This is a genomic window from Pseudomonas lini (assembly GCF_001042905.1).
GTDB classification, from domain to species: Bacteria; Pseudomonadota; Gammaproteobacteria; order Pseudomonadales; family Pseudomonadaceae; genus Aquipseudomonas; species Aquipseudomonas lini.
This window is the reverse complement of record NZ_JYLB01000002.1, coordinates 837,172-854,353: the sequence shown is the minus strand read 5'-3', so window position 1 is coordinate 854,353 and position 17,182 is coordinate 837,172. Positions and strand designations below refer to the sequence as shown.

Below are 17,182 nucleotides of genomic sequence, written 5' to 3'. Positions count from 1 at the left end.
CGCGAAGGCGCCCTCGCAGACGACTACAAACTCAACGCCCGATTCGAAGCCTTGATGAACTCTTGCTTCAACTCCGCAAAGCTGTGCACCGCCGGGAATTGTGGAAACTCACGAATCACATTGTCCGGCGCATGGAACAGGATCCCGGCATCGGCCTCGCCCAGCATCGTCGTGTCGTTGTACGAATCCCCCGCCGCGATCACCCGGTAGTAGAGGCTCTTGAACGCCAACACTGACTGACGCTTGGGATCTTTCTGACGCAACTGATAGCCCGTGACCCGACCGGCATCGTCGGTAATCAGACGATGGCAAAGCAAGGTCGGGAAGCCCAGTTGACGCATCAGCGGCTGGGAGAATTCGTAAAAGGTGTCCGACAGAATCACCACCTGAAAGCGCTCACGCAGCCAGTCGACGAATTCGCTGGCGCCTTCCAGAGGCTTGAGCGTGGCGATCACTTCCTGGATGTCGGAAAGCTTCAGGCCGTGCTCGTCGAGAATCCGCAACCGCTGCTTCATCAACACGTCGTAGTCGGGAATGTCCCGAGTGGTGGCCCTGAGGGATTCAATCCCGGTTTTTTCGGCGAAGGCGATCCAGATTTCCGGGACCAGCACACCTTCAAGATCCAGACAGGCAATTTCCACAAGACACTCCCATTTTGTACTGTTTATTGAGTCGAGCGAGCAAAAGGACTGCCGAACTCTAGCGACTCGCCCTCCTCTGTGCAACGCAGAGGGCGCACCAGCCGCCGCAGGATTTTGTTACCATCAGGCACATATAGAGCGCCCAGCGCCACCGACCTGTAGGAAGCCGCCCTGATGAGCCCATCGTTCGATGTTGTGGAACTCGCCACGACCTATGCCAACAAATCCGCTCAGGACATCCTGAAACTCGCATTCGCCGAGTTCGGCGATGACCTGTGGATATCTTTCAGCGGCGCCGAGGATGTGGTGCTGGTGGACATGGCCTGGAAGCTGAACAAGAACGTCAAAGTGTTCAGTCTCGACACCGGCCGCTTGCACCCCGAGACCTACCGCTTTATCGAACAGGTGCGCGAGCACTACAAGATCGATATCGAAGTGGTATCGCCGGACTACACCAAGCTCGAACCTTTCGTGAAGGAAAAGGGCCTGTTCAGTTTCTACAAGGACGGCCATGGCGAATGCTGCGGCATCCGCAAGATCGAGCCGCTACGTCGCAAGCTCTCGGGTGTGACGGCCTGGGCCACCGGTCAGCGTCGGGATCAGAGCCCGGGTACTCGCAGCGCGGTCGCGGTGCTGGAAATCGATACTGCGTTCTCCACCCCTGAACGCACTCTGTACAAATTCAACCCGCTGGCACAAATGACCAGCGAAGAGATCTGGGGCTACATCCGCATGCTGGAGCTGCCGTATAACAGCCTGCATGAGCGCGGCTTCATCAGCATCGGCTGCGAGCCTTGCACCCGTCCGGTGTTGCCAAACCAGCATGAGCGCGAAGGTCGTTGGTGGTGGGAAGAAGCCACGCAGAAAGAATGCGGGCTGCATGCCGGGAACATCATCAGCAAATCCAAAGCTTAAAAAATCTCATCCCGCAACAGCTCCTGTAGGAGCTGGCGAAGCCTGCGATCTTTTGATCTTAGAAAAAAGTGCACACAGATATCTGTGTGCACTTTTTATTTTTGCGCCCAAAAAAATTACATTTTCCTGTCTTGACTCCCTCATTCGATCATTCCCAGCCCCCCTCGTCGAAATAAATAGCTGTTCAATCGGCCCGTCCTGGCCCCGGTGCCAGGTTTCGACAGCATTTCACCGTTCTCCTGGCTGATTGGCGCCGGGATTGCAGGGATGCTCTACCTGATCATCGCCAAACGGCAGCCTTACTACGCAGATGTCAGCGGTGAAGCCATCGCGGTCGATAACGTCAGCCATTGATCCCCGGGCGGCCCGGCAACGTCGGGCCGTAGAACCACTTCGCTATAAAAGGACCTCCCATGCGAATTCTCGTGGTCAACGTCAACACCACCGAATCCATTACCCAGGCCATCGCCCGCCAAGCCCAATCCGTGGCCTCGCCCGGCACGGAAATCATCGGCCTGACCCCGCATTTTGGTGCCGACTCCATCGAAGGCAATTTCGAAAGTTATCTGGCTGCTATTGCGGTGATGGATCGGGTCATGTCCTACGATCAGCCCTTCGATGCGGTCATCCAGGCCGGTTATGGCGAGCACGGCCGCGAAGGTTTGCAGGAGTTGCTTAACGTGCCGGTGGTGGACATCACCGATGCCGGCGCCAGCACTGCAATGTTCCTCGGGCATGCCTATTCGGTGGTCACCACCCTGGACCGCACCGTGCCGCTGATCGAGGATCGCCTCAAACTGTCCGGTCTCTGGGACCGTTGTGCGTCGGTGCGCGCCAGCGGGTTGGCAGTGCTGGAGCTGGAGTCCGATCCAGAACGTGCGCTGGAGGCGATTGTTCGGCAGGCAGAACTGGCGGTGCTTGAGGATAAAGCCGAGGTGATCTGCCTGGGCTGCGGCGGCATGGCCGGGCTAGACGAGCAGATTCGTCAGCGCACCGGCGTGCCAGTGGTGGATGGCGTGACCGCGGCGGTGACCATTGCTGAATCGCTGGTGCGGTTGGGGTTGTCGACCTCGAAAGTGCGGACGTATGCGACGCCTCGGCCGAAGACCATTATTGGTTGGCCGGGGCGGTTTGGCAGGTAGACCGCGTTATCGTTCTTCGCGGGCAAGCCACGCTCCCACAGGTTTTGTGTCGTTTACATCATTACGATACGACTCAAAACCCTGTGGGAGCGTGGCTTGCCCGCGATGGCCACACCTCGGTCTCAAGCCAGGTTCAAAGCGCACTAAATCGCTGCCCCAACCCCTGCTCCGCAAACTGCTCAATAATGAAATCGACAAACGCTCGGGTCTTGCCCGGCAGCAATTTGTGTTCGGCGTAATAGATAGAGATGTTGCCGTCGTCGACGTACCAGTCTGGCAACACCCGCTGCAATGTCCCGGTATCCAGATAGCCCACGGCGAACGGCATGCTCACCAACGCAATGCCCAACCCCTGAGCCGCCGTGGCGCAGGCGGCTTCCGAATCGCTCATGGTCATTCGCGCCGTGAGCGTCAGCGGGCTGTGTTGCCGGGCGCGACTGGTCAACTGCCAGGAACGCACGCGTCCCGTCTGCGGCGAGCGTATCAAGATGCCATCGTGGTGTTTGAGGTCGTCGGGCTCGACGATCGCCTCGTGCTTCGCCAAGTACTCGGCTGAAGCCACCAACACCCGATGGGCAGGCGTCAGCTTGCGCGCCACCACGCCCTGAGGCAGTTCGAATCCGCCACCAATCGCCGCATCGAAGCCCTGGCCGATAAGGTCCACCTGGCGGTTATCGAAATGCCAGTCCGGGTTGATCGCCGGAAAGCGCTGCAGAAACTCGCCCAGCAACGGCACTATGTACAAACGTCCGAACACCGTCCCCATACTAACTTTGAGCGTGCCTGCCGGACGTCCTTCGGCGCTGGCCAGGTTGGCCACGGCATTCTGGATCGTGTGCAGACTGGCACTGACTTCGCCGAGAAATAGCTGGCCGGCCTCGGTGAGCGTCAAGCTGCGCGTGCTGCGCTGGAACAGCCGCACACCCAGTCGCGCCTCCAGCTTGGCGACGCTCTTGCCCACCGCCGCCGGCGTCAGACTCAAGCGCCGCGCAGCTTCGGCGAAGCTGCCAACCTCGGCGCTACGCACGAAGCATTCGATACTGCTGAAGGTTTCCATAAGCGCCACTATAAACTTTTGGTTTACACAGACTATAGCAATGACGGTCTACCCGCAGGATAGTGCGAGGCCGATACTCGACTCCAACAACAAGGCAGCCCGCCTTGAATTTCTGGAGATCGACATGACCACTCAATACCTCAGCGGTAAAGTAGCTCTGATTCAAGGCGGTTCACGCGGCATCGGTGCTGCCATCGTCAAACGCCTGGCTGCCGAAGGCGCTACCGTCGCCTTCACTTACGTCAGCTCCACCGCCAAAGCAGAAGAGTTGCAAAACAGCATCACCAGCGCCGGCGGCAAAGCCCTGGCCATCAAGGCCGACAGCGCCGATGCCGTAGCGATTCGCAATGCCGTTAATGCCACCGTCGAAGCCTTTGGGCGCCTGGACATCCTGGTCAACAACGCAGGCGTTTTGGCCGTCGCACCGCTGGAAGACTTCAAACTCGAAGACTTCGACCAGACCCTGGCCATCAACGTACGCAGCGTGTTCATCGCCACCCAGGAAGCGGCCAAACATATGACCGAAGGCGGTCGCATCATCAACATCGGCAGCACCAATGCCGAACGCATGCCCTTCGCCGGTGGTGGCCCGTACGCCATGAGCAAATCGGCGCTGGTCGGCCTGACCAAAGGTTTGGCTCGCGACCTCGGCCCACGGGGTATCACCATCAACAACGTACAACCAGGCCCGGTCGACACCGACATGAACCCCGCCAGCGGTGACTTCGCTGAAAGCCTGATCCCGCTGATGGCCGTGGGTCGTTACGGCAGAGTGGAAGAAATCGCCAGCTTCGTCGCCTACCTTGTCGGCCCCGAAGCCGGCTACATCACCGGTGCCAGCCTGACCATCGACGGTGGTTTCGGCGCCTGATACAGGTCACTTGTGGGAGCGGGCTTGTGTGGCGAGGGGGCTTGCCCCCGTTCGACTGCGAAGCAGTCGTAAAACCAGTCACCGCTGTCTAACTCAAGATCGCGGTGACTGGTTTCAGGGGTGCTTCGCGCCCCAACGGGGGCAAGCCCCCTCGCCACATAAGCCTGCTCCCACATTTACCGGCATTAAGCCCACTCGAGTGCCGGCAGGCCACATGCGCTGGGCTTGAACGCCTTCAACGTACGAAGAATGCCATCGGCGTGTGCGTACTTTTCGTCGGCCATCGCCGCATCCGGAATCGCAATCGCCGTCATCCCCGCCGCTTTCGCTGCGGTGACGCCGAACGGTGAATCCTCGAACACCAGGCAATCCTCAGGCGCGACACCCAGGCGTCGCGCCGCCGTCAGGAAGATATCCGGCGCTGGTTTGGCCGCGCCCACTTCCGGGTCATCAGCGGTGACGATGAAGTCGAACAGCGCAAACCAGTCGCGGTGCAAGGTGGTTTTCTGGCCGAACGACTGACGTGAAGAACTGGTGCCCACTGCAATGGGAATGTTATTGGCCTTCAAGTGCCGAACCAGCTCCTCTGCGCCAGGCATCGCCAGCGCCGTCGGAAAACGCTCGCGCATAAGCGGTTCACGGATCACCAGGAACTCTTCGGCTGTAATCGGCAGGTCCAGCGCCTCGACCACATAGCGCGCCAGATCACCCGCGCCACGACCGATGATGTTCTGTTTGACGCTCCAGTCGAAGGTTCGGCCATAACGCCCGGCAATGATGGACGTGACCTCGGTGTAAATGCCCTCGGTGTCCAGCAACAAGCCGTCCATGTCGAAAATCACGGCCTTGATCGGGCCGAACTCATCCAAGGGTGCATTCATCGCATCTGATCCGTTTTCTCATGACATCCCAGGAGCGGCTAAGGCACGACCGGGTCCGTGATGGATTAAAGGGTTCAGCAGCATAGCGAGCGCGGTTGGCAGAGAGCAACGGGCAATGCCCGGCGGATACAAAAAACTGTGTCGAGACGCCCGCGATGATTTAGCGATTTCCCCTACACCAAACACCTCCTTTCCCGACTTCTTTCCTTGTTGATCCCCCGCAAAGTCTTGCCCTCCAGATTAATCAGCGCGAGGGACTGCGAATGTTCGAACCTGACAAGGTCCTGGCCTTGAACAATGCCATCGGCTTGCTGGTGGTCGCCGCCATGAACCCCGAGCAGCCGGACGTCGAAGCGCTGCTCGGTGATTTTCGACTTTGCCTCAACAACTACGAAGCCTGGGCGGAAAATTTCTGGACCGGTGGGGCGCTGAATGTCGAGCAGGTATTCAAGGTCGGTAACGAAGTCCGGCTCAGCGCGCCGAAGGACTCCACCGCCCCTGTCAGTTCGACGCTCGCCATGTGCCCCGCCAGCGGTCCGTTGACCCTGGTGCACCTGTTTGAGGCCGCGCGTTTCGTGCCGATCGGCAATACGCCGGTGACGCTCGAACCGGTTATCTCGCAGCGTAATGGTGAACTGACGTTCGGTGAGCCCGTCCACAAAACCATTGGCCCCAGCGGCATCCTCGAAATCCCCGAATGCTGGCGCGGCCAACGTTATCGCATCACCTTCTTTCCCAATGTTTGCGCCGATCACGTCAAAGCGCTCTACGCCTCCTATCAAGGCGTGATCGGCGAGCTGGAAGGCTGGCTGCGCAATGAATGGACGAGCGAATTCGAGCCTTTATGGGCAGGCTTTTCCGAAGCAGCGTTCACTCAGCGCTACGGCATGCTGCAACAGGCCGACTGGCGCGGCTTCGAGCGTTCGCTGCACGGTTTGTGGGATGACGTGAAGCAGGTCTACGCCCTGCTGGCAGACCTGCAAACCAACAGCGAAAAACTCCTCGAATACCTGACCCAAGGCGAGCTAGAGACGCTGCTGAATACTTCGGCTGAAGCCATCGCCAATGTGTTGCTGATGTTGAGCGATGAGCCGTTGATGTTCATCCATCTCGCGGCCTTCACCAGTTGGCTGAGGATGCTGCCGCCGCAGTACATCGCCGAAGTAGTGGCGCAAATTCGCACAGAACTATTGATCAGTTTCCTTCTGGTGCGCCTCACCGGACCTACGGGCCTGAAGCTCGGCATGAGCGCCAAAGTATTGGACAAGATCAAGTCCCAGCAGGCTCGGCAGTGGTTGGCGGCAGCCAGTTTGCGGCTGGCCGAACTGACGGCCAAATCTGACCTGACAGCCCACGCTGGCGCGCTCAAACCACTCGTGGTCAGCGCGCGGAAAGCACCACTGAAACCGACACCGACGATTCCGTTACAGATCCGTGCCGGCGACTCTCCCGTTGTACAGGTGAACAATCCGGTTGCGATTGCTCGCGACAAGTCCAACGCCATGACCCGGCTGGGGCGTCACGAACCTCACGACGACGCATCGAGTCAGGCGAAAAACCCCAACGGCGACAGTGCCGATTGCGCGGCACTGACCTGCACCCACAACTGTCCGGTGTCGATGGTCACCGGCGAAGAACTGCTGACCCTGACCGACGGTTCGCTGGATGGGATTCTGCCGTTCGACTTCACCCGGCTCTATCGCACCAGCGCCGCCGAGATCGATTGCGGGCTGGGCTGGGGCTGGAGCCATTCGTTGGCACAGCGGTTGGAGCTGGACGATGAACAGGTCGTCTGGGTCGACCATGAAAACCGCCGCACCACGTTTCCGCTGCCGAGTGTCGAGCGCCCGGTGATCCACAACAGCCTGTCGCGGGCAGCGATTTACCTCGGAGATGAGTCGGAGGAGTTGATTCTCGCGCTAGCCGGAGAAACGAGCCGGTTCTACCACTTTAATAACGGTCGGCTAACGGCGATCAGTGATGCCTACGATAACCGCCTCCTCATCACTCGCGACCGTCAGGATCGCATTCAACGTCTCGATAACGGCGCCGGTCGTTCGCTGCTGTTGTGCTACGAGCGCAGACACCTCGTCGCCATTGAATATCAGTCGTTTCATCCCACCGATGCCGTGGGTGAATCCTGGCGTACAGAGCAGACGCTGGTTTTCTATCGCTACGACGCCCGCCAACGCTTGATCGAAGCGACCAACGCCGCTGGGGAAAGCGAGCGTTACGACTACGACGACCAGCATGTGATTTTGCAGCGGCAACTGGCCGGTGGCGCGAGTTTCTTCTGGGAGTGGGAAAGGTCCGGCAAGGCGGCGCGCTGCGTCCGGCATTGGGCATCGTTTGCACAGATGGAGGCGCGCTATGTCTGGGATGACCAAGGCAGTGTCACCGTCCAGAACATCGATGGCAGCGAAGAGGTTTACGTCCACGATGATCGGGCGCGGCTGGTGCGCCGGGTCGAGCTGGGTGGCGGCGAACAGCTCAAGGCCTATGACGATCAAGGTCGACTAATTGCCGAGCAGGATCCGCTCGGGGCCATCACCGAATACCGCTATGACGACGTCGGAAGGCTGGTGGCGCTGGTTCCGCCGGAAGACGAGCCAACATCCTACGAATATCGCAATGGTTTCCTGCATGCGCGCTATCGCGGCAAAGCGGTGTGGAAATATCAGCGCAATGCTCAGGGGGATGTCACCGAAGCCACCGATCCGGATGGGCATGTCACTCACTATCACCACGACGCTCAGGGGCGTTTGCTGTCGATCCGCTTCCCGGACAACAGCCGGCATGTCTTCATTCGGAACGGGCTGGGACAACTGCTCGAAGAGACCTTGCCGGACGGTGGTCAGAGACGCTTTTCCTACGATGCGCTAGGCCGGCAGACGACCCGTCAGGACGAACACGGTGCGCTCACCCAGTACCAATGGGATGCCGTCGGCCGACTGATCCAGACGACTTTGCATACCGGTGCCACTCGCGCCTTCAGCTACAACGCCTACGGCAAGATCACCGCCGAACGCGATGAACTCGGCCGCATCACCCGCTACGAATACGCCGACGACCTGCACCTGGTCAGCCGCCGCATCAACCCAGACGGCACCCAGCTCCAGTACCGCTACGACAACGCGCAGCTACGGCTCACGGAAATCGAAAACGAATCCGGCGAAAAATATCGTCTGGACTACTCGCCCAACGGCCTGATCCGACAGGAAACCGGCTTCGACGGCCGCCGCACCGCTTACGCCTACGACCTCAATGGCCACCTGCAGGAGAAAACCGAGTTTGGTGATGACGACTCGCAGCTGATCACCGGCTATCAGCGGGACCCGGCTGGACGTCTGTTGGTCAAGACCCTGCCCGATGACGTCAAGGTCAAGTACCGCTACGACCGCCTCGGCCGACTGGTCAGTGTCGACGACGGCCACGACCATCCGCTGGAATTCGAATACGACGCCCAAGACAGGCTGATCACCGAGCACCAAAGTTGGGGCACCTTGCGTTACCGCTACGACGCGTGCGGCCGACTCAACCACCTACGCCTGCCGGACAACAGCAAACTCGACTACCACCACGCCAAGGGCGGCGCGCTGACGGCCATTGATCTCAACGGCACACGCCTCACCACCCACCAGTTTGCCTTCGGTCGCGAACAAAACCGCCAACAGGGTCTGTTGCTCAGCGAATACGCCTACGACGACCAGAGCCGGCTGAAGGCCCATGCCGTCAGCCAACATCAACATCCGCTTTACCGTCGCGACTATGCCTACAGCGCCAACGGCAATCTCGACCATATCGCCGACACCCGCCACGGCCAGCGCAGCTACCAATATGATTCGCTCGACCGCCTGATCCGCGTCCGCCATTCCCGTGATCAATCGCCGGAAAGCTTCGCCCACGACCCGGCGGGCAACCTGTTGATGCAGGACCGCCCCGGCGTTGCGAAGGTGCTGGGTAATCGCCTGCTGATGCAGGGTGACCGCCACTACGACTACGACGCCTTCGGCAACCTGATCCGCGAGCGTCGCGGCACCGCACAGAAACTGGTCACCGAATACCGCTATGACTGCCAGCACCGGTTGATCGGCGCCACCCTGCCCAATGGTAGCCAAGCCACTTACCGTTACGACGCCTTCGGCCGCCGTATCAGCAAATCCGTCGATGGCAAGACCACCGAGTTCTTCTGGCAAGGCGACCATCTCGTCGCTGAACACAGCCAGGATCACCATCGCAGCTACATCTACGAACCCGGCACCTTCCGTCCACTGGCCATGCTCGACGGCAAAGGCCCGCGCCAAGCGTGCCCGTTCTACTACCAACTCGACCACCTCGGCACACCGCAAGAACTCACCGACTACAGCGGTGACATCATCTGGGCCGCCCGATACACCGCCTATGGCCGCCTCACCCGCCTCAACCGCGACACTCACCAGGTCCTCGATCAACCGCTGCGCTTTCAAGGGCAGTATTTCGACGCGGAAACCGGCCTGCACTACAACCGGCATCGCTACTACAATCCGGATGTCGGGCGGTACCTGACGCCGGATCCGAGCAAGCTGGCGGGTGGGTTAAACGGCTATCAGTACACGCGCAATCCGACGGGTTGGGTTGATCCGTTGGGGTTGAGTGATTGTCCGGGGGGCGATGGGTGTAAGAAGCCGTCGTTTGGGGAGGAGGATCCGGCGGGTAAGGTGGGGGTTGATGAGGGGGAGCCCGGCCCCCCAAATCCAAAACAAGAGAACTATTATTTGTACCGTGGTGACGACCGAGAACCATGGGAAATTTTTGAGGCAGGATTTGAACCCTTGGGAGACAGTACAGATCTGTTTTTGCATGCATCAGATAACAGAAGCCCTCCCAGTTACTTTGTCAGCACTACGACAAACGAAAAAGAGGCAAAAAAGTTTGCCACAGGGTACGGTCTTGCCGACGGCTATATATATGTGCTGAAAAACATTCGCGGCATCGATGTAAATAAAGAACTGGGCATGATGTCACCACATCGGCGTGAGGTTGAAATAGCGTTCCCAGGAGGAATAAAAAATCACGACATCGTGGGCGTCACCCCCGTCTACGATGATGGTAGCTATAAGGGCTACTCAATACCCAACCCTTTCAGGAAGTAACCATGAAAACAATAGAAATTTTAATAAACAATCATGGGGTCATAGAAAGGGCCACAATCGAATGCGACAGAAAAAAACCGACACTCACATTCACGATGCAAAATGGTTTAAAAAAAGTTTATACAGCCTATGACCTTTTCGTATGCTTTGGCATGTTAAGAGCCGACTATCCTGAGATAAAATTTCTGTGCAAAGGAGCCAAATTAAATGTTCATCCTTCACGAATGTCGTCCCAAATGTCTAGTGGCTTAGTCGCATACGAACTTAAACTTGGAAAACCTAGCGAAGAGGAGGACATAGTACGAATTTTCGACTACGAAGACGAAAATATTACTAGCAACATTGAAGAGCAAAAAACCTTCTATAAAAACTGGATCGAGTCATTAATTATTACAACGCAAAAAAAGCCTGAAGATAATACTCAATAAAACAACCAACAACATAGAATCATGAACTCACGCAACACGTTCATCGAGCAAATGCGTCAAGCATAAGTGACGCCTGTGAAAAACATCTAAAGCCCAGCTCGACGCTGGGCTCAGTTCTACATGAAACACTGACTTAGCCGCCAGAACCACCGGTTTTACCTCCACTTCCTACTCCACCACCGCTCTCATCAATTTCAAAATCACCTGACTCTCCAGACCCACTTCCAGAACCACTCCCCATCGAACTTCCATCGCTCATCGAGCCACTTCCCTTCCCCGGGCTGGTGCTACTTCCATTGGCATCGCCGCCATTCCCACCACCAATGGTGTCCGGTGGCGGCGCCTTCCCGTCCGAGGTACCCGCATTCATTTCCGAGTAAGGTGGCATCCCACCCTTGTCGACCGGCGCATCGCGGCCGGAAGATTGAGCTAACGCCGACAATGAACTGATCGACAATAAGCCGACCACCGTCAGGGTTGTCAGTTTTGACCTGATCATGGCGCACCTCCTTTTAAAGAGTGCTTTACCTGATGTCTGGCAGCGGTCGCTTTTTAAAGATGCCGCACAATCGACGAGCGGCGATGGATCGCTGCGCAGGCTTCAGCTCGGTTCTCCCGATAGATCGTCACCGGCAATGTCCGGGTCATCGGGATTGGCTTCCACATCCCCGCGCTCCACATCATCGGTATCGGTGGGCACCTGCTCCACGCCGGTGTCGTCATCGTCGGGCGGGCGCTGATCACGACTCAGGGAGTCGGTGGGTGAAGGTAGCGGATACTCGGGGGTATCGTCGTCGATATCAGAGTCTTTTGGATCAGCGTTCATAACGCACCTCTCAATGGACCTGAAAAGCAGATCCTGACATTTCGAGGACAACACGATAGACGCGGTTCGATCAGAGGGACGATCGGTCGGCCCGACCACACCCCCTGTCACTCGTCGTCTTCCTCGTCGTATTCGTCGTACTCGATATTGCCCACATCGCCTGCGTCATCGGCATCGTTGAGCGGCACCGTGGCGTCGTCCATCAGAGACCCCGGATCTTCGTTGCCCGGATCGTTGATCGGACCTTCATCTTCCATGCCTTCGGTTTCCGGAGTCATGACATGCCTCAAAACGTTCAGGGGTGTATGAAGTTCGAGGCGTCCTACGGGCAAACGTTCCAGAGTCCTACTGACAGAAACGAAAAACCCGGCACTGGGCCGGGTTTCTACTGTCACTCGATGCCGAGTTAGCGATGCTTGTACTTATTTTTATGCTTGTGTTTGTGTTTGCCGCCACCGGAATGCGAGCTGCCGCTGTCATTACCCAAGTTGCTGCCCACCGCGCCACCGGCTGCACCGCCCACACCGGCGCCAATGGTCGAACCGGTGGAGCCGCCCAGGCTATTGCCGATCACTGAGCCGCCCGCCGCGCCGATACCGCCGCCAACGGCCGCTTCTGTTCGACTGCCCTTGCGCGCACCGACCGCGCTGCCTGCCGCACCGCCGACGCCAGCGCCAACCGCTGCTCCCGTGCTGCCGCCTAGTTGACCGCCGACCACGTTACCCAACGCGCCGCCAAGACCACCGCCCACTGCAGCAGTGCCGTCACCGGCAGCCATTGCACCCTGAGCGACCAAAAGTCCTAAAACCACCGTGGACAATGTCAAACGCATGATATGAACCTCTAATTTCCGCATCGGGGGAAGAACGTGCCGCGGATAGGCCTCAGCCTGGCATCTGCGTCTGTTGAACAGCAAATCAGATACCGACTGTAAGAGATTTGAGCCATATACGGGAGAATCGTTCCAAAACGAAAAAGCCCGGCATCGAGCCGGGCTTTTTCAGCGGATCATTCAGGATCAGTGGCGCTTTTTGGACAGATTGCTGCCCACGCCGCCGCCCAATGCACCACCCAGGCCGGCGCCGATGGTGGAACCTGTCTTGCCGCCCAGGCTATTGCCGATCACCGAACCGCCCGCCGCACCCACACCGCCGCCAATGGCCGCTTTGGTGCGGCTGCCTTTGCGTGCTGCAACAGCACTGCCGGCTGCGCCCGCTACGCCAGCACCAATCGCTGCACCTGTGCTACCGCCCATTTTCTGACCGACCACATTACCCAGTGCGCCACCCAGACCACCACCGAGCGCGGCAGTGCCATCACCGGCAGCCATCGCACCTTGAGCAACCAAAAGGCCCAGAACCAGAGCAGGCAGTGTCAAACGCATAACGAGAACCTCAAAAAAGGGGGAAACCGAAAGGCCGGAGATTGAATGCTTTAGAGGAGGCAAAGTCCAGACACAAACACGGAACAACCTCGTCATTGGCGACGGTTGGACAGCATTTATGGAAAAGGTTTTATGACAGGCAAAAAAAAGCCCGCTGGGGAGACGGGCCAGGGTACTGCTTTCTAACGGATGAGCTGAGACTACGTAGGCTGGTGTGAAAAGTTTGTGAAAAACCTACGCAGCTGTAGGACATTTCTCTACATGGCCACCGAGCCATACTTTCTACCCATCCAAAACAAGAAACCCCGCTCAATGGCGGGGCTCGTACGAGTCACTGTTTACTTCCTGGAAGGCGCACCCAGCTTGGGCATGAATTTCGATTTCGGCCCTCGAGTTCGAGGCACTGTAGATTTGATTTTGTTGATTTTGATACGGTCTTCACCGAAGCTCGGCACGTAGTCCGTCTGACCACACTGCACGCAATTATTGATTGGAAACTCCGCCCCGTCGTCTTCGATATACGGCTCAGTCATATCTTCGCTCCTCACAACGGGTCGATACCGGCAAGCCCTATTTGCCTGGAAAATATCGACCACCCAGGATTCTGAGACTAGTCGGTCATTCCCAGACCTGTGATTCAGATTGTTACGTGCCGACGAATGGCCAGCGCTTGCTTCCTACAAAACCAAATGACGAATAAACAAAACGAGCACGCCCCGGGGCGGCGCCCTCATGATTTTTTCACACTGACTTACCGCAGTTTGACCGCCGTCCCGGTCACAAACACCACCACCATTCCACCCTTGCCGGCCGGCATGCTGATCTCATAATCGAGCCCTACTACTGCATCCGCCTGAAGCGCCCGCGCCCGCTCCTTGATCTCGTCGGTCGCCTGAATCCGCGCATCCTTCAATGCCCGCTCCAACGTTTGAGAGCGCCCACCGAAAAAATCCCGCATGCCAGCGAACAGATCGCGGATCACGTTAACGCCCTGCACCGACTCGGCGCTGACGATGTCCAGGTAAGCGGTGATTTGCCGACCTTCGATGGTGTGGGTTGTAGTGGTGATCATGAAATGTCCTTGTTCAGGTGTCGTCGATAGGGTGAAACGACGGGAAAAACGGCGCGAGAATTGAGTATAGAGATCGATTACCGTCGAGGGGTTTAGCAGTCTAACAGGGGGCGAAACTCACCTGAAATGGGGCTTTGAGGGCGACTTGAAAAGGTCGTACCCGAAAAGGAGACAAGTCCTACATATCGTTCGGAAGCCGCGCGCCGTTCGCGCATTGCTCTGGCTGAGGTGGGGCTCATATAGTCTGAGCGTCGCCTAACACGCGAGAGTAAATCCTTGTACGCCGACTTTCTTATCTAAAACCATCTACTGATCGCATACCTCTTTGCGGATCGAACGCTTAGCGGCAAATTTGCCTCATGCACCTATTTAGGTACACTATATTTATGACTGATCTTGCACCTGTGCTCAATGTCCGTTTCTTTCGCACGGACGCTGAAAATGAACCGGTGCGTGACTGGCTTGCTGATCTTCCCCGCGACCATAGAAGGATGGTCGGTACAGACATCAAAACCGTTCAGCTTGGTTGGCCCATCGGCATGCCGGTGGTAAGAAAGCTGGATGCCGGGCTCTGGGAAATCAGGATTGATCTTGGCGACACCATCGCACGCATTATTTTTACAGTTGTTGGATCCGACATGGTGCTACTCCATGGCTTTATCAAAAAAAGCCAAAAAACACCCGCGTCGGACATGGCTACCGCCAAACAGCGCAAAGCACGACTATGAGGCACAAAAGATGAACAAGCATATCGGATCTGACTTCGATGACTTCCTTGCGGAGCAAGGTCTTGCCGAAGAGGTTTCTGCCGCAGCTCTCAAGCGCGTCATTTCCTGGCAAATTGCTGAGGCTATGAAGCTGCAGCGTGTCAGCAAGAAAACCCTTGCCGAGCGGATGCATACAAGCCGCACTGCAGTGGATCGGGCACTCGATCAAAATGACTCAGGCATGACATTGGCCACGCTCGCCAGCGCTGCTCGCGCACTCGGCCAGCGAGTAGAGGTTCGTCTGATTCCTGAGAGCGACGAATCTCACGCATAAATCCAGTTTCTTATCTGCATGCCCAAAGTCTGGCATTACGCCAGTTTCGGCGTGGATGGAAAACCAAGTCCCTAATCTCGAGTCCTGTAGGAATTAGAGAAGTTTGATCAACACCGCGGTAATAGTTGCCACCGTCACGATCAGGCCAGTCGCAACGCCCACCGGATACCAAAAAACTTCACAGGTCATCTTGCCAGCTTCGGCGTTCAGCTTGCGCTGTTCAGCCATCAGCTTGACGATTTCTACGTGAACCTTTTTCAGCTCAGCCTGTTTAATAGTGAATTCCTGCATAACGTGTGCGCCGTTACAGATAATGGGGCGCTTATTGTGTGCTGCCCTTTGAGTCATTTTGCACCCTGAAGGCGTAAAACCAATACCCTCCCAGCGCGACTTATGTGAGCTGCCAAATCCGATGAAAGCCCCCAACCATCTGGCTTTTCAGCATGCTTCCCACCCGCCTATCAATCGTCTTACATCAGTTTCAGAAAGCGCCTTCGCTGATACCGCCACGCATGAAATCCAGACACCAGAAACCACAAAACCCCTGACTTCTCTCGAAATCAGGGGTTTTGCTTACATCGAATTTGGCGGTGAAGGAGAGATTCGAACTCTCGATACAATTTCTTGTATACACACTTTCCAGGCGTGCTCCTTAAGCCACTCGGACACTTCACCGTATCTCTTCAAACATGTTCTGTCTGTCGAGGCGCGCTAATGTAGTCGAAAGCTTTTCTGATGGCAAACATTTTTTTCAGAATTTTCATGCGGTTAACGCCGTTATCCCTTTCGTGCCGTTCAAGGGCATGGCAAACCTGCCAATCTCCGGCTTCGTCTTCCCTTCTATATAGAAGCCAATGCGCGGCGGACATGGCTGACTACGCCTGGCGGGCCGAGAAAGGGTGACTGGCGAGTCAGTCACGGCGCTTTACCTGGCCTACGGCGGTGGGTAACGTCTGCCCTACTTTATTAGAAGGATTGGCGTCATGAGTGAGTTGATTTCCTACCATCTCGAAGACGGTATCGCGACCCTGACCTTGAGCAATGGCAAGGTCAATGCCATCTCGCCGGATGTGATTGTCGCGTTTAACGCTGCGCTGGATCGGGCGGTGGCGGATCGGGCGGTGGTGATCATTACCAGTCAGCCGGGTATTTTTTCGGGTGGTTACGACTTGAAGGTGATGACGGCTGGCCCTAAAGAGGCCACTGCACTGGTGGCTGCCGGTTCGACGCTGGCTCGTCGCCTGCTGTCGCACCCGTTCCCGGTGGTCGTGGCGTGTCCTGGGCATGCGGTGGCCAAGGGTGCGTTTATTCTGTTGTCGGCTGACTACCGCATTGGTGTCGATGGCCCGTTCAGCATTGGCCTGAACGAAGTGCAGATCGGTATGACCATGCACCATGCCGGTATCGAGCTGGCGCGTGATCGTCTGCGCAAGTCGGCGTTTCATCGTGCGGTGATCAATGCCGAGATGTTCAATCCGCAGAGTGCTGTGGATGCCGGTTTCCTTGATGTGGTGGTGTCGGCCGAAGAGCTGCAAGGCGCGGCGCTGGCGGCAGCTCGTCAGTTGAAGAAGCTCAACATGATCGCCCACAAGAACACCAAGCTGAAAGTGCGCAAGGCGCTGCTGGAGACGCTGGACAACGCGATCATCCTGGATCAGGAGCATATGGGTTAAGCCCGAACGCGTTGCACCGAAAAGCCCGACCGTCGTGTCGGGCTTTTTCTTGCGTGTCTGGTTCAAAACCTTACAACCGCTCTAGGCCGCATCTGACCCATAAGTCGGAAACATGTGCT

General features: G+C 57.3%; 19 protein-coding genes, 1 tRNA gene and 1 pseudogene. 9 read left to right on the top strand and 12 right to left on the bottom strand.

Features of this window, described 5'->3' with window-relative positions:
- Window positions 1-23: 23 nt before the first annotated feature.
- Window positions 24-641 carry a bifunctional phosphoserine phosphatase/homoserine phosphotransferase ThrH gene (gene thrH, locus TU81_RS08425; RefSeq protein ID WP_038979889.1) on the bottom strand — a complete coding sequence of 206 codons (618 nt, stop codon included), beginning with the start codon at window positions 639-641 and terminating at the stop codon, window positions 24-26.
- Window positions 642-815: 174 nt separating this feature from the next.
- On the opposite strand from thrH, the gene TU81_RS08420 reads away from it, so the two are divergent.
- The 3 genes and pseudogenes from TU81_RS08420 (at window position 816) to TU81_RS08415 (ending at window position 2,698) form a co-directional block, all read left to right on the top strand.
- On the top strand, window positions 816-1,556 hold the full coding sequence (locus TU81_RS08420) for a phosphoadenylyl-sulfate reductase (protein WP_008074131.1): 741 nt from the start codon (window positions 816-818) through the stop codon (window positions 1,554-1,556).
- 195 nt (window positions 1,557-1,751) lie between these two features.
- A pseudogene (locus TU81_RS30255) lies at window positions 1,752-1,910 on the top strand (NCS1 family nucleobase:cation symporter-1); the annotation flags it as partial.
- Between the two features lie 59 nt (window positions 1,911-1,969).
- Window positions 1,970-2,698 (top strand): aspartate/glutamate racemase family protein, encoded by a 729-nt coding sequence (locus TU81_RS08415; protein ID WP_048394431.1) that lies wholly within the window; start codon window positions 1,970-1,972, stop codon window positions 2,696-2,698.
- Between the two features lie 133 nt (window positions 2,699-2,831).
- On the opposite strand, the gene TU81_RS08410 is transcribed toward TU81_RS08415, so the two are convergent.
- Window positions 2,832-3,755: a LysR family transcriptional regulator gene (locus TU81_RS08410; protein ID WP_038979883.1), complete on the bottom strand. Its 924-nt coding sequence runs from the start codon at window positions 3,753-3,755 to the stop codon at window positions 2,832-2,834.
- A 124-nt stretch (window positions 3,756-3,879) separates the two neighbouring features.
- Here TU81_RS08410 and TU81_RS08405 point away from each other — a divergent pair, with 124 nt between their 5' ends.
- Window positions 3,880-4,626 carry a 3-oxoacyl-ACP reductase family protein gene (locus tag TU81_RS08405; protein ID WP_038979881.1) on the top strand — a complete coding sequence of 249 codons (747 nt, stop codon included), beginning with the start codon at window positions 3,880-3,882 and terminating at the stop codon, window positions 4,624-4,626.
- 185 nt (window positions 4,627-4,811) lie between these two features.
- Here TU81_RS08405 and TU81_RS08400 read toward each other — a convergent pair whose 3' ends face one another.
- On the bottom strand, window positions 4,812-5,507 hold the full coding sequence (locus tag TU81_RS08400; RefSeq protein WP_007902125.1) for an HAD-IA family hydrolase: 696 nt from the start codon (window positions 5,505-5,507) through the stop codon (window positions 4,812-4,814).
- 263 nt (window positions 5,508-5,770) lie between these two features.
- Here TU81_RS08400 and TU81_RS31100 point away from each other — a divergent pair, with 263 nt between their 5' ends.
- Window positions 5,771-10,639, top strand: coding sequence for an RHS repeat-associated core domain-containing protein (locus TU81_RS31100; RefSeq protein ID WP_048394428.1), 4,869 nt, complete (start codon window positions 5,771-5,773; stop codon window positions 10,637-10,639).
- Window positions 10,640-10,641: 2 nt separating this feature from the next.
- Window positions 10,642-11,067: a hypothetical protein gene (locus tag TU81_RS08390; protein WP_038979876.1), complete on the top strand. Its 426-nt coding sequence runs from the start codon at window positions 10,642-10,644 to the stop codon at window positions 11,065-11,067.
- A 133-nt stretch (window positions 11,068-11,200) separates the two neighbouring features.
- On the opposite strand, the gene TU81_RS29395 is transcribed toward TU81_RS08390, so the two are convergent.
- From TU81_RS29395 to TU81_RS08365, 7 genes are all read right to left on the bottom strand, one after another.
- On the bottom strand, window positions 11,201-11,566 hold the full coding sequence (locus tag TU81_RS29395; RefSeq protein WP_080772049.1) for a hypothetical protein: 366 nt from the start codon (window positions 11,564-11,566) through the stop codon (window positions 11,201-11,203).
- A 102-nt stretch (window positions 11,567-11,668) separates the two neighbouring features.
- Window positions 11,669-11,893, bottom strand: coding sequence for a hypothetical protein (locus tag TU81_RS08385; protein WP_038979875.1), 225 nt, complete (start codon window positions 11,891-11,893; stop codon window positions 11,669-11,671).
- A gap of 107 nt (window positions 11,894-12,000) precedes the next feature.
- Complete coding sequence (locus tag TU81_RS30485; protein WP_167344811.1) at window positions 12,001-12,171, bottom strand: hypothetical protein; 171 nt, start codon at window positions 12,169-12,171, stop codon at window positions 12,001-12,003.
- Window positions 12,172-12,299: 128 nt separating this feature from the next.
- Entirely contained in the window at window positions 12,300-12,725 is a 426-nt protein-coding gene (locus tag TU81_RS08380; protein WP_030127952.1) for a glycine zipper domain-containing protein, read from the bottom strand.
- A gap of 186 nt (window positions 12,726-12,911) precedes the next feature.
- Window positions 12,912-13,277 (bottom strand): glycine zipper domain-containing protein, encoded by a 366-nt coding sequence (locus TU81_RS08375; protein WP_038979874.1) that lies wholly within the window; start codon window positions 13,275-13,277, stop codon window positions 12,912-12,914.
- 338 nt (window positions 13,278-13,615) lie between these two features.
- Window positions 13,616-13,810, bottom strand: a complete 195-nt coding sequence (locus TU81_RS08370; protein WP_008072999.1) for a hypothetical protein — start codon at window positions 13,808-13,810, stop codon at window positions 13,616-13,618.
- Between the two features lie 218 nt (window positions 13,811-14,028).
- A complete protein-coding gene (locus tag TU81_RS08365) occupies window positions 14,029-14,349 on the bottom strand; it encodes a YbjQ family protein (RefSeq protein ID WP_007902143.1) in 321 nt (106 codons plus the stop codon).
- A 386-nt stretch (window positions 14,350-14,735) separates the two neighbouring features.
- On the opposite strand from TU81_RS08365, the gene TU81_RS08360 reads away from it, so the two are divergent.
- Together TU81_RS08360 and TU81_RS08355 are read left to right on the top strand one after the other, a co-directional pair.
- Window positions 14,736-15,077 (top strand): type II toxin-antitoxin system RelE/ParE family toxin, encoded by a 342-nt coding sequence (locus TU81_RS08360; protein WP_038980249.1) that lies wholly within the window; start codon window positions 14,736-14,738, stop codon window positions 15,075-15,077.
- Window positions 15,078-15,087: 10 nt separating this feature from the next.
- Window positions 15,088-15,390: an XRE family transcriptional regulator gene (locus TU81_RS08355; RefSeq protein WP_038979871.1), complete on the top strand. Its 303-nt coding sequence runs from the start codon at window positions 15,088-15,090 to the stop codon at window positions 15,388-15,390.
- A gap of 93 nt (window positions 15,391-15,483) precedes the next feature.
- On the opposite strand, the gene TU81_RS08350 is transcribed toward TU81_RS08355, so the two are convergent.
- Together TU81_RS08350 and TU81_RS08345 are read right to left on the bottom strand one after the other, a co-directional pair.
- Window positions 15,484-15,681: a hypothetical protein gene (locus TU81_RS08350; protein WP_048394422.1), complete on the bottom strand. Its 198-nt coding sequence runs from the start codon at window positions 15,679-15,681 to the stop codon at window positions 15,484-15,486.
- A gap of 294 nt (window positions 15,682-15,975) precedes the next feature.
- Window positions 15,976-16,065 (bottom strand) — tRNA-Ser (locus TU81_RS08345).
- 308 nt (window positions 16,066-16,373) lie between these two features.
- Between TU81_RS08345 and TU81_RS08335 the strand changes: the two genes are divergently transcribed.
- Window positions 16,374-17,063: a crotonase/enoyl-CoA hydratase family protein gene (locus tag TU81_RS08335; protein WP_030131619.1), complete on the top strand. Its 690-nt coding sequence runs from the start codon at window positions 16,374-16,376 to the stop codon at window positions 17,061-17,063.
- Window positions 17,064-17,182 lie beyond the last annotated feature (119 nt).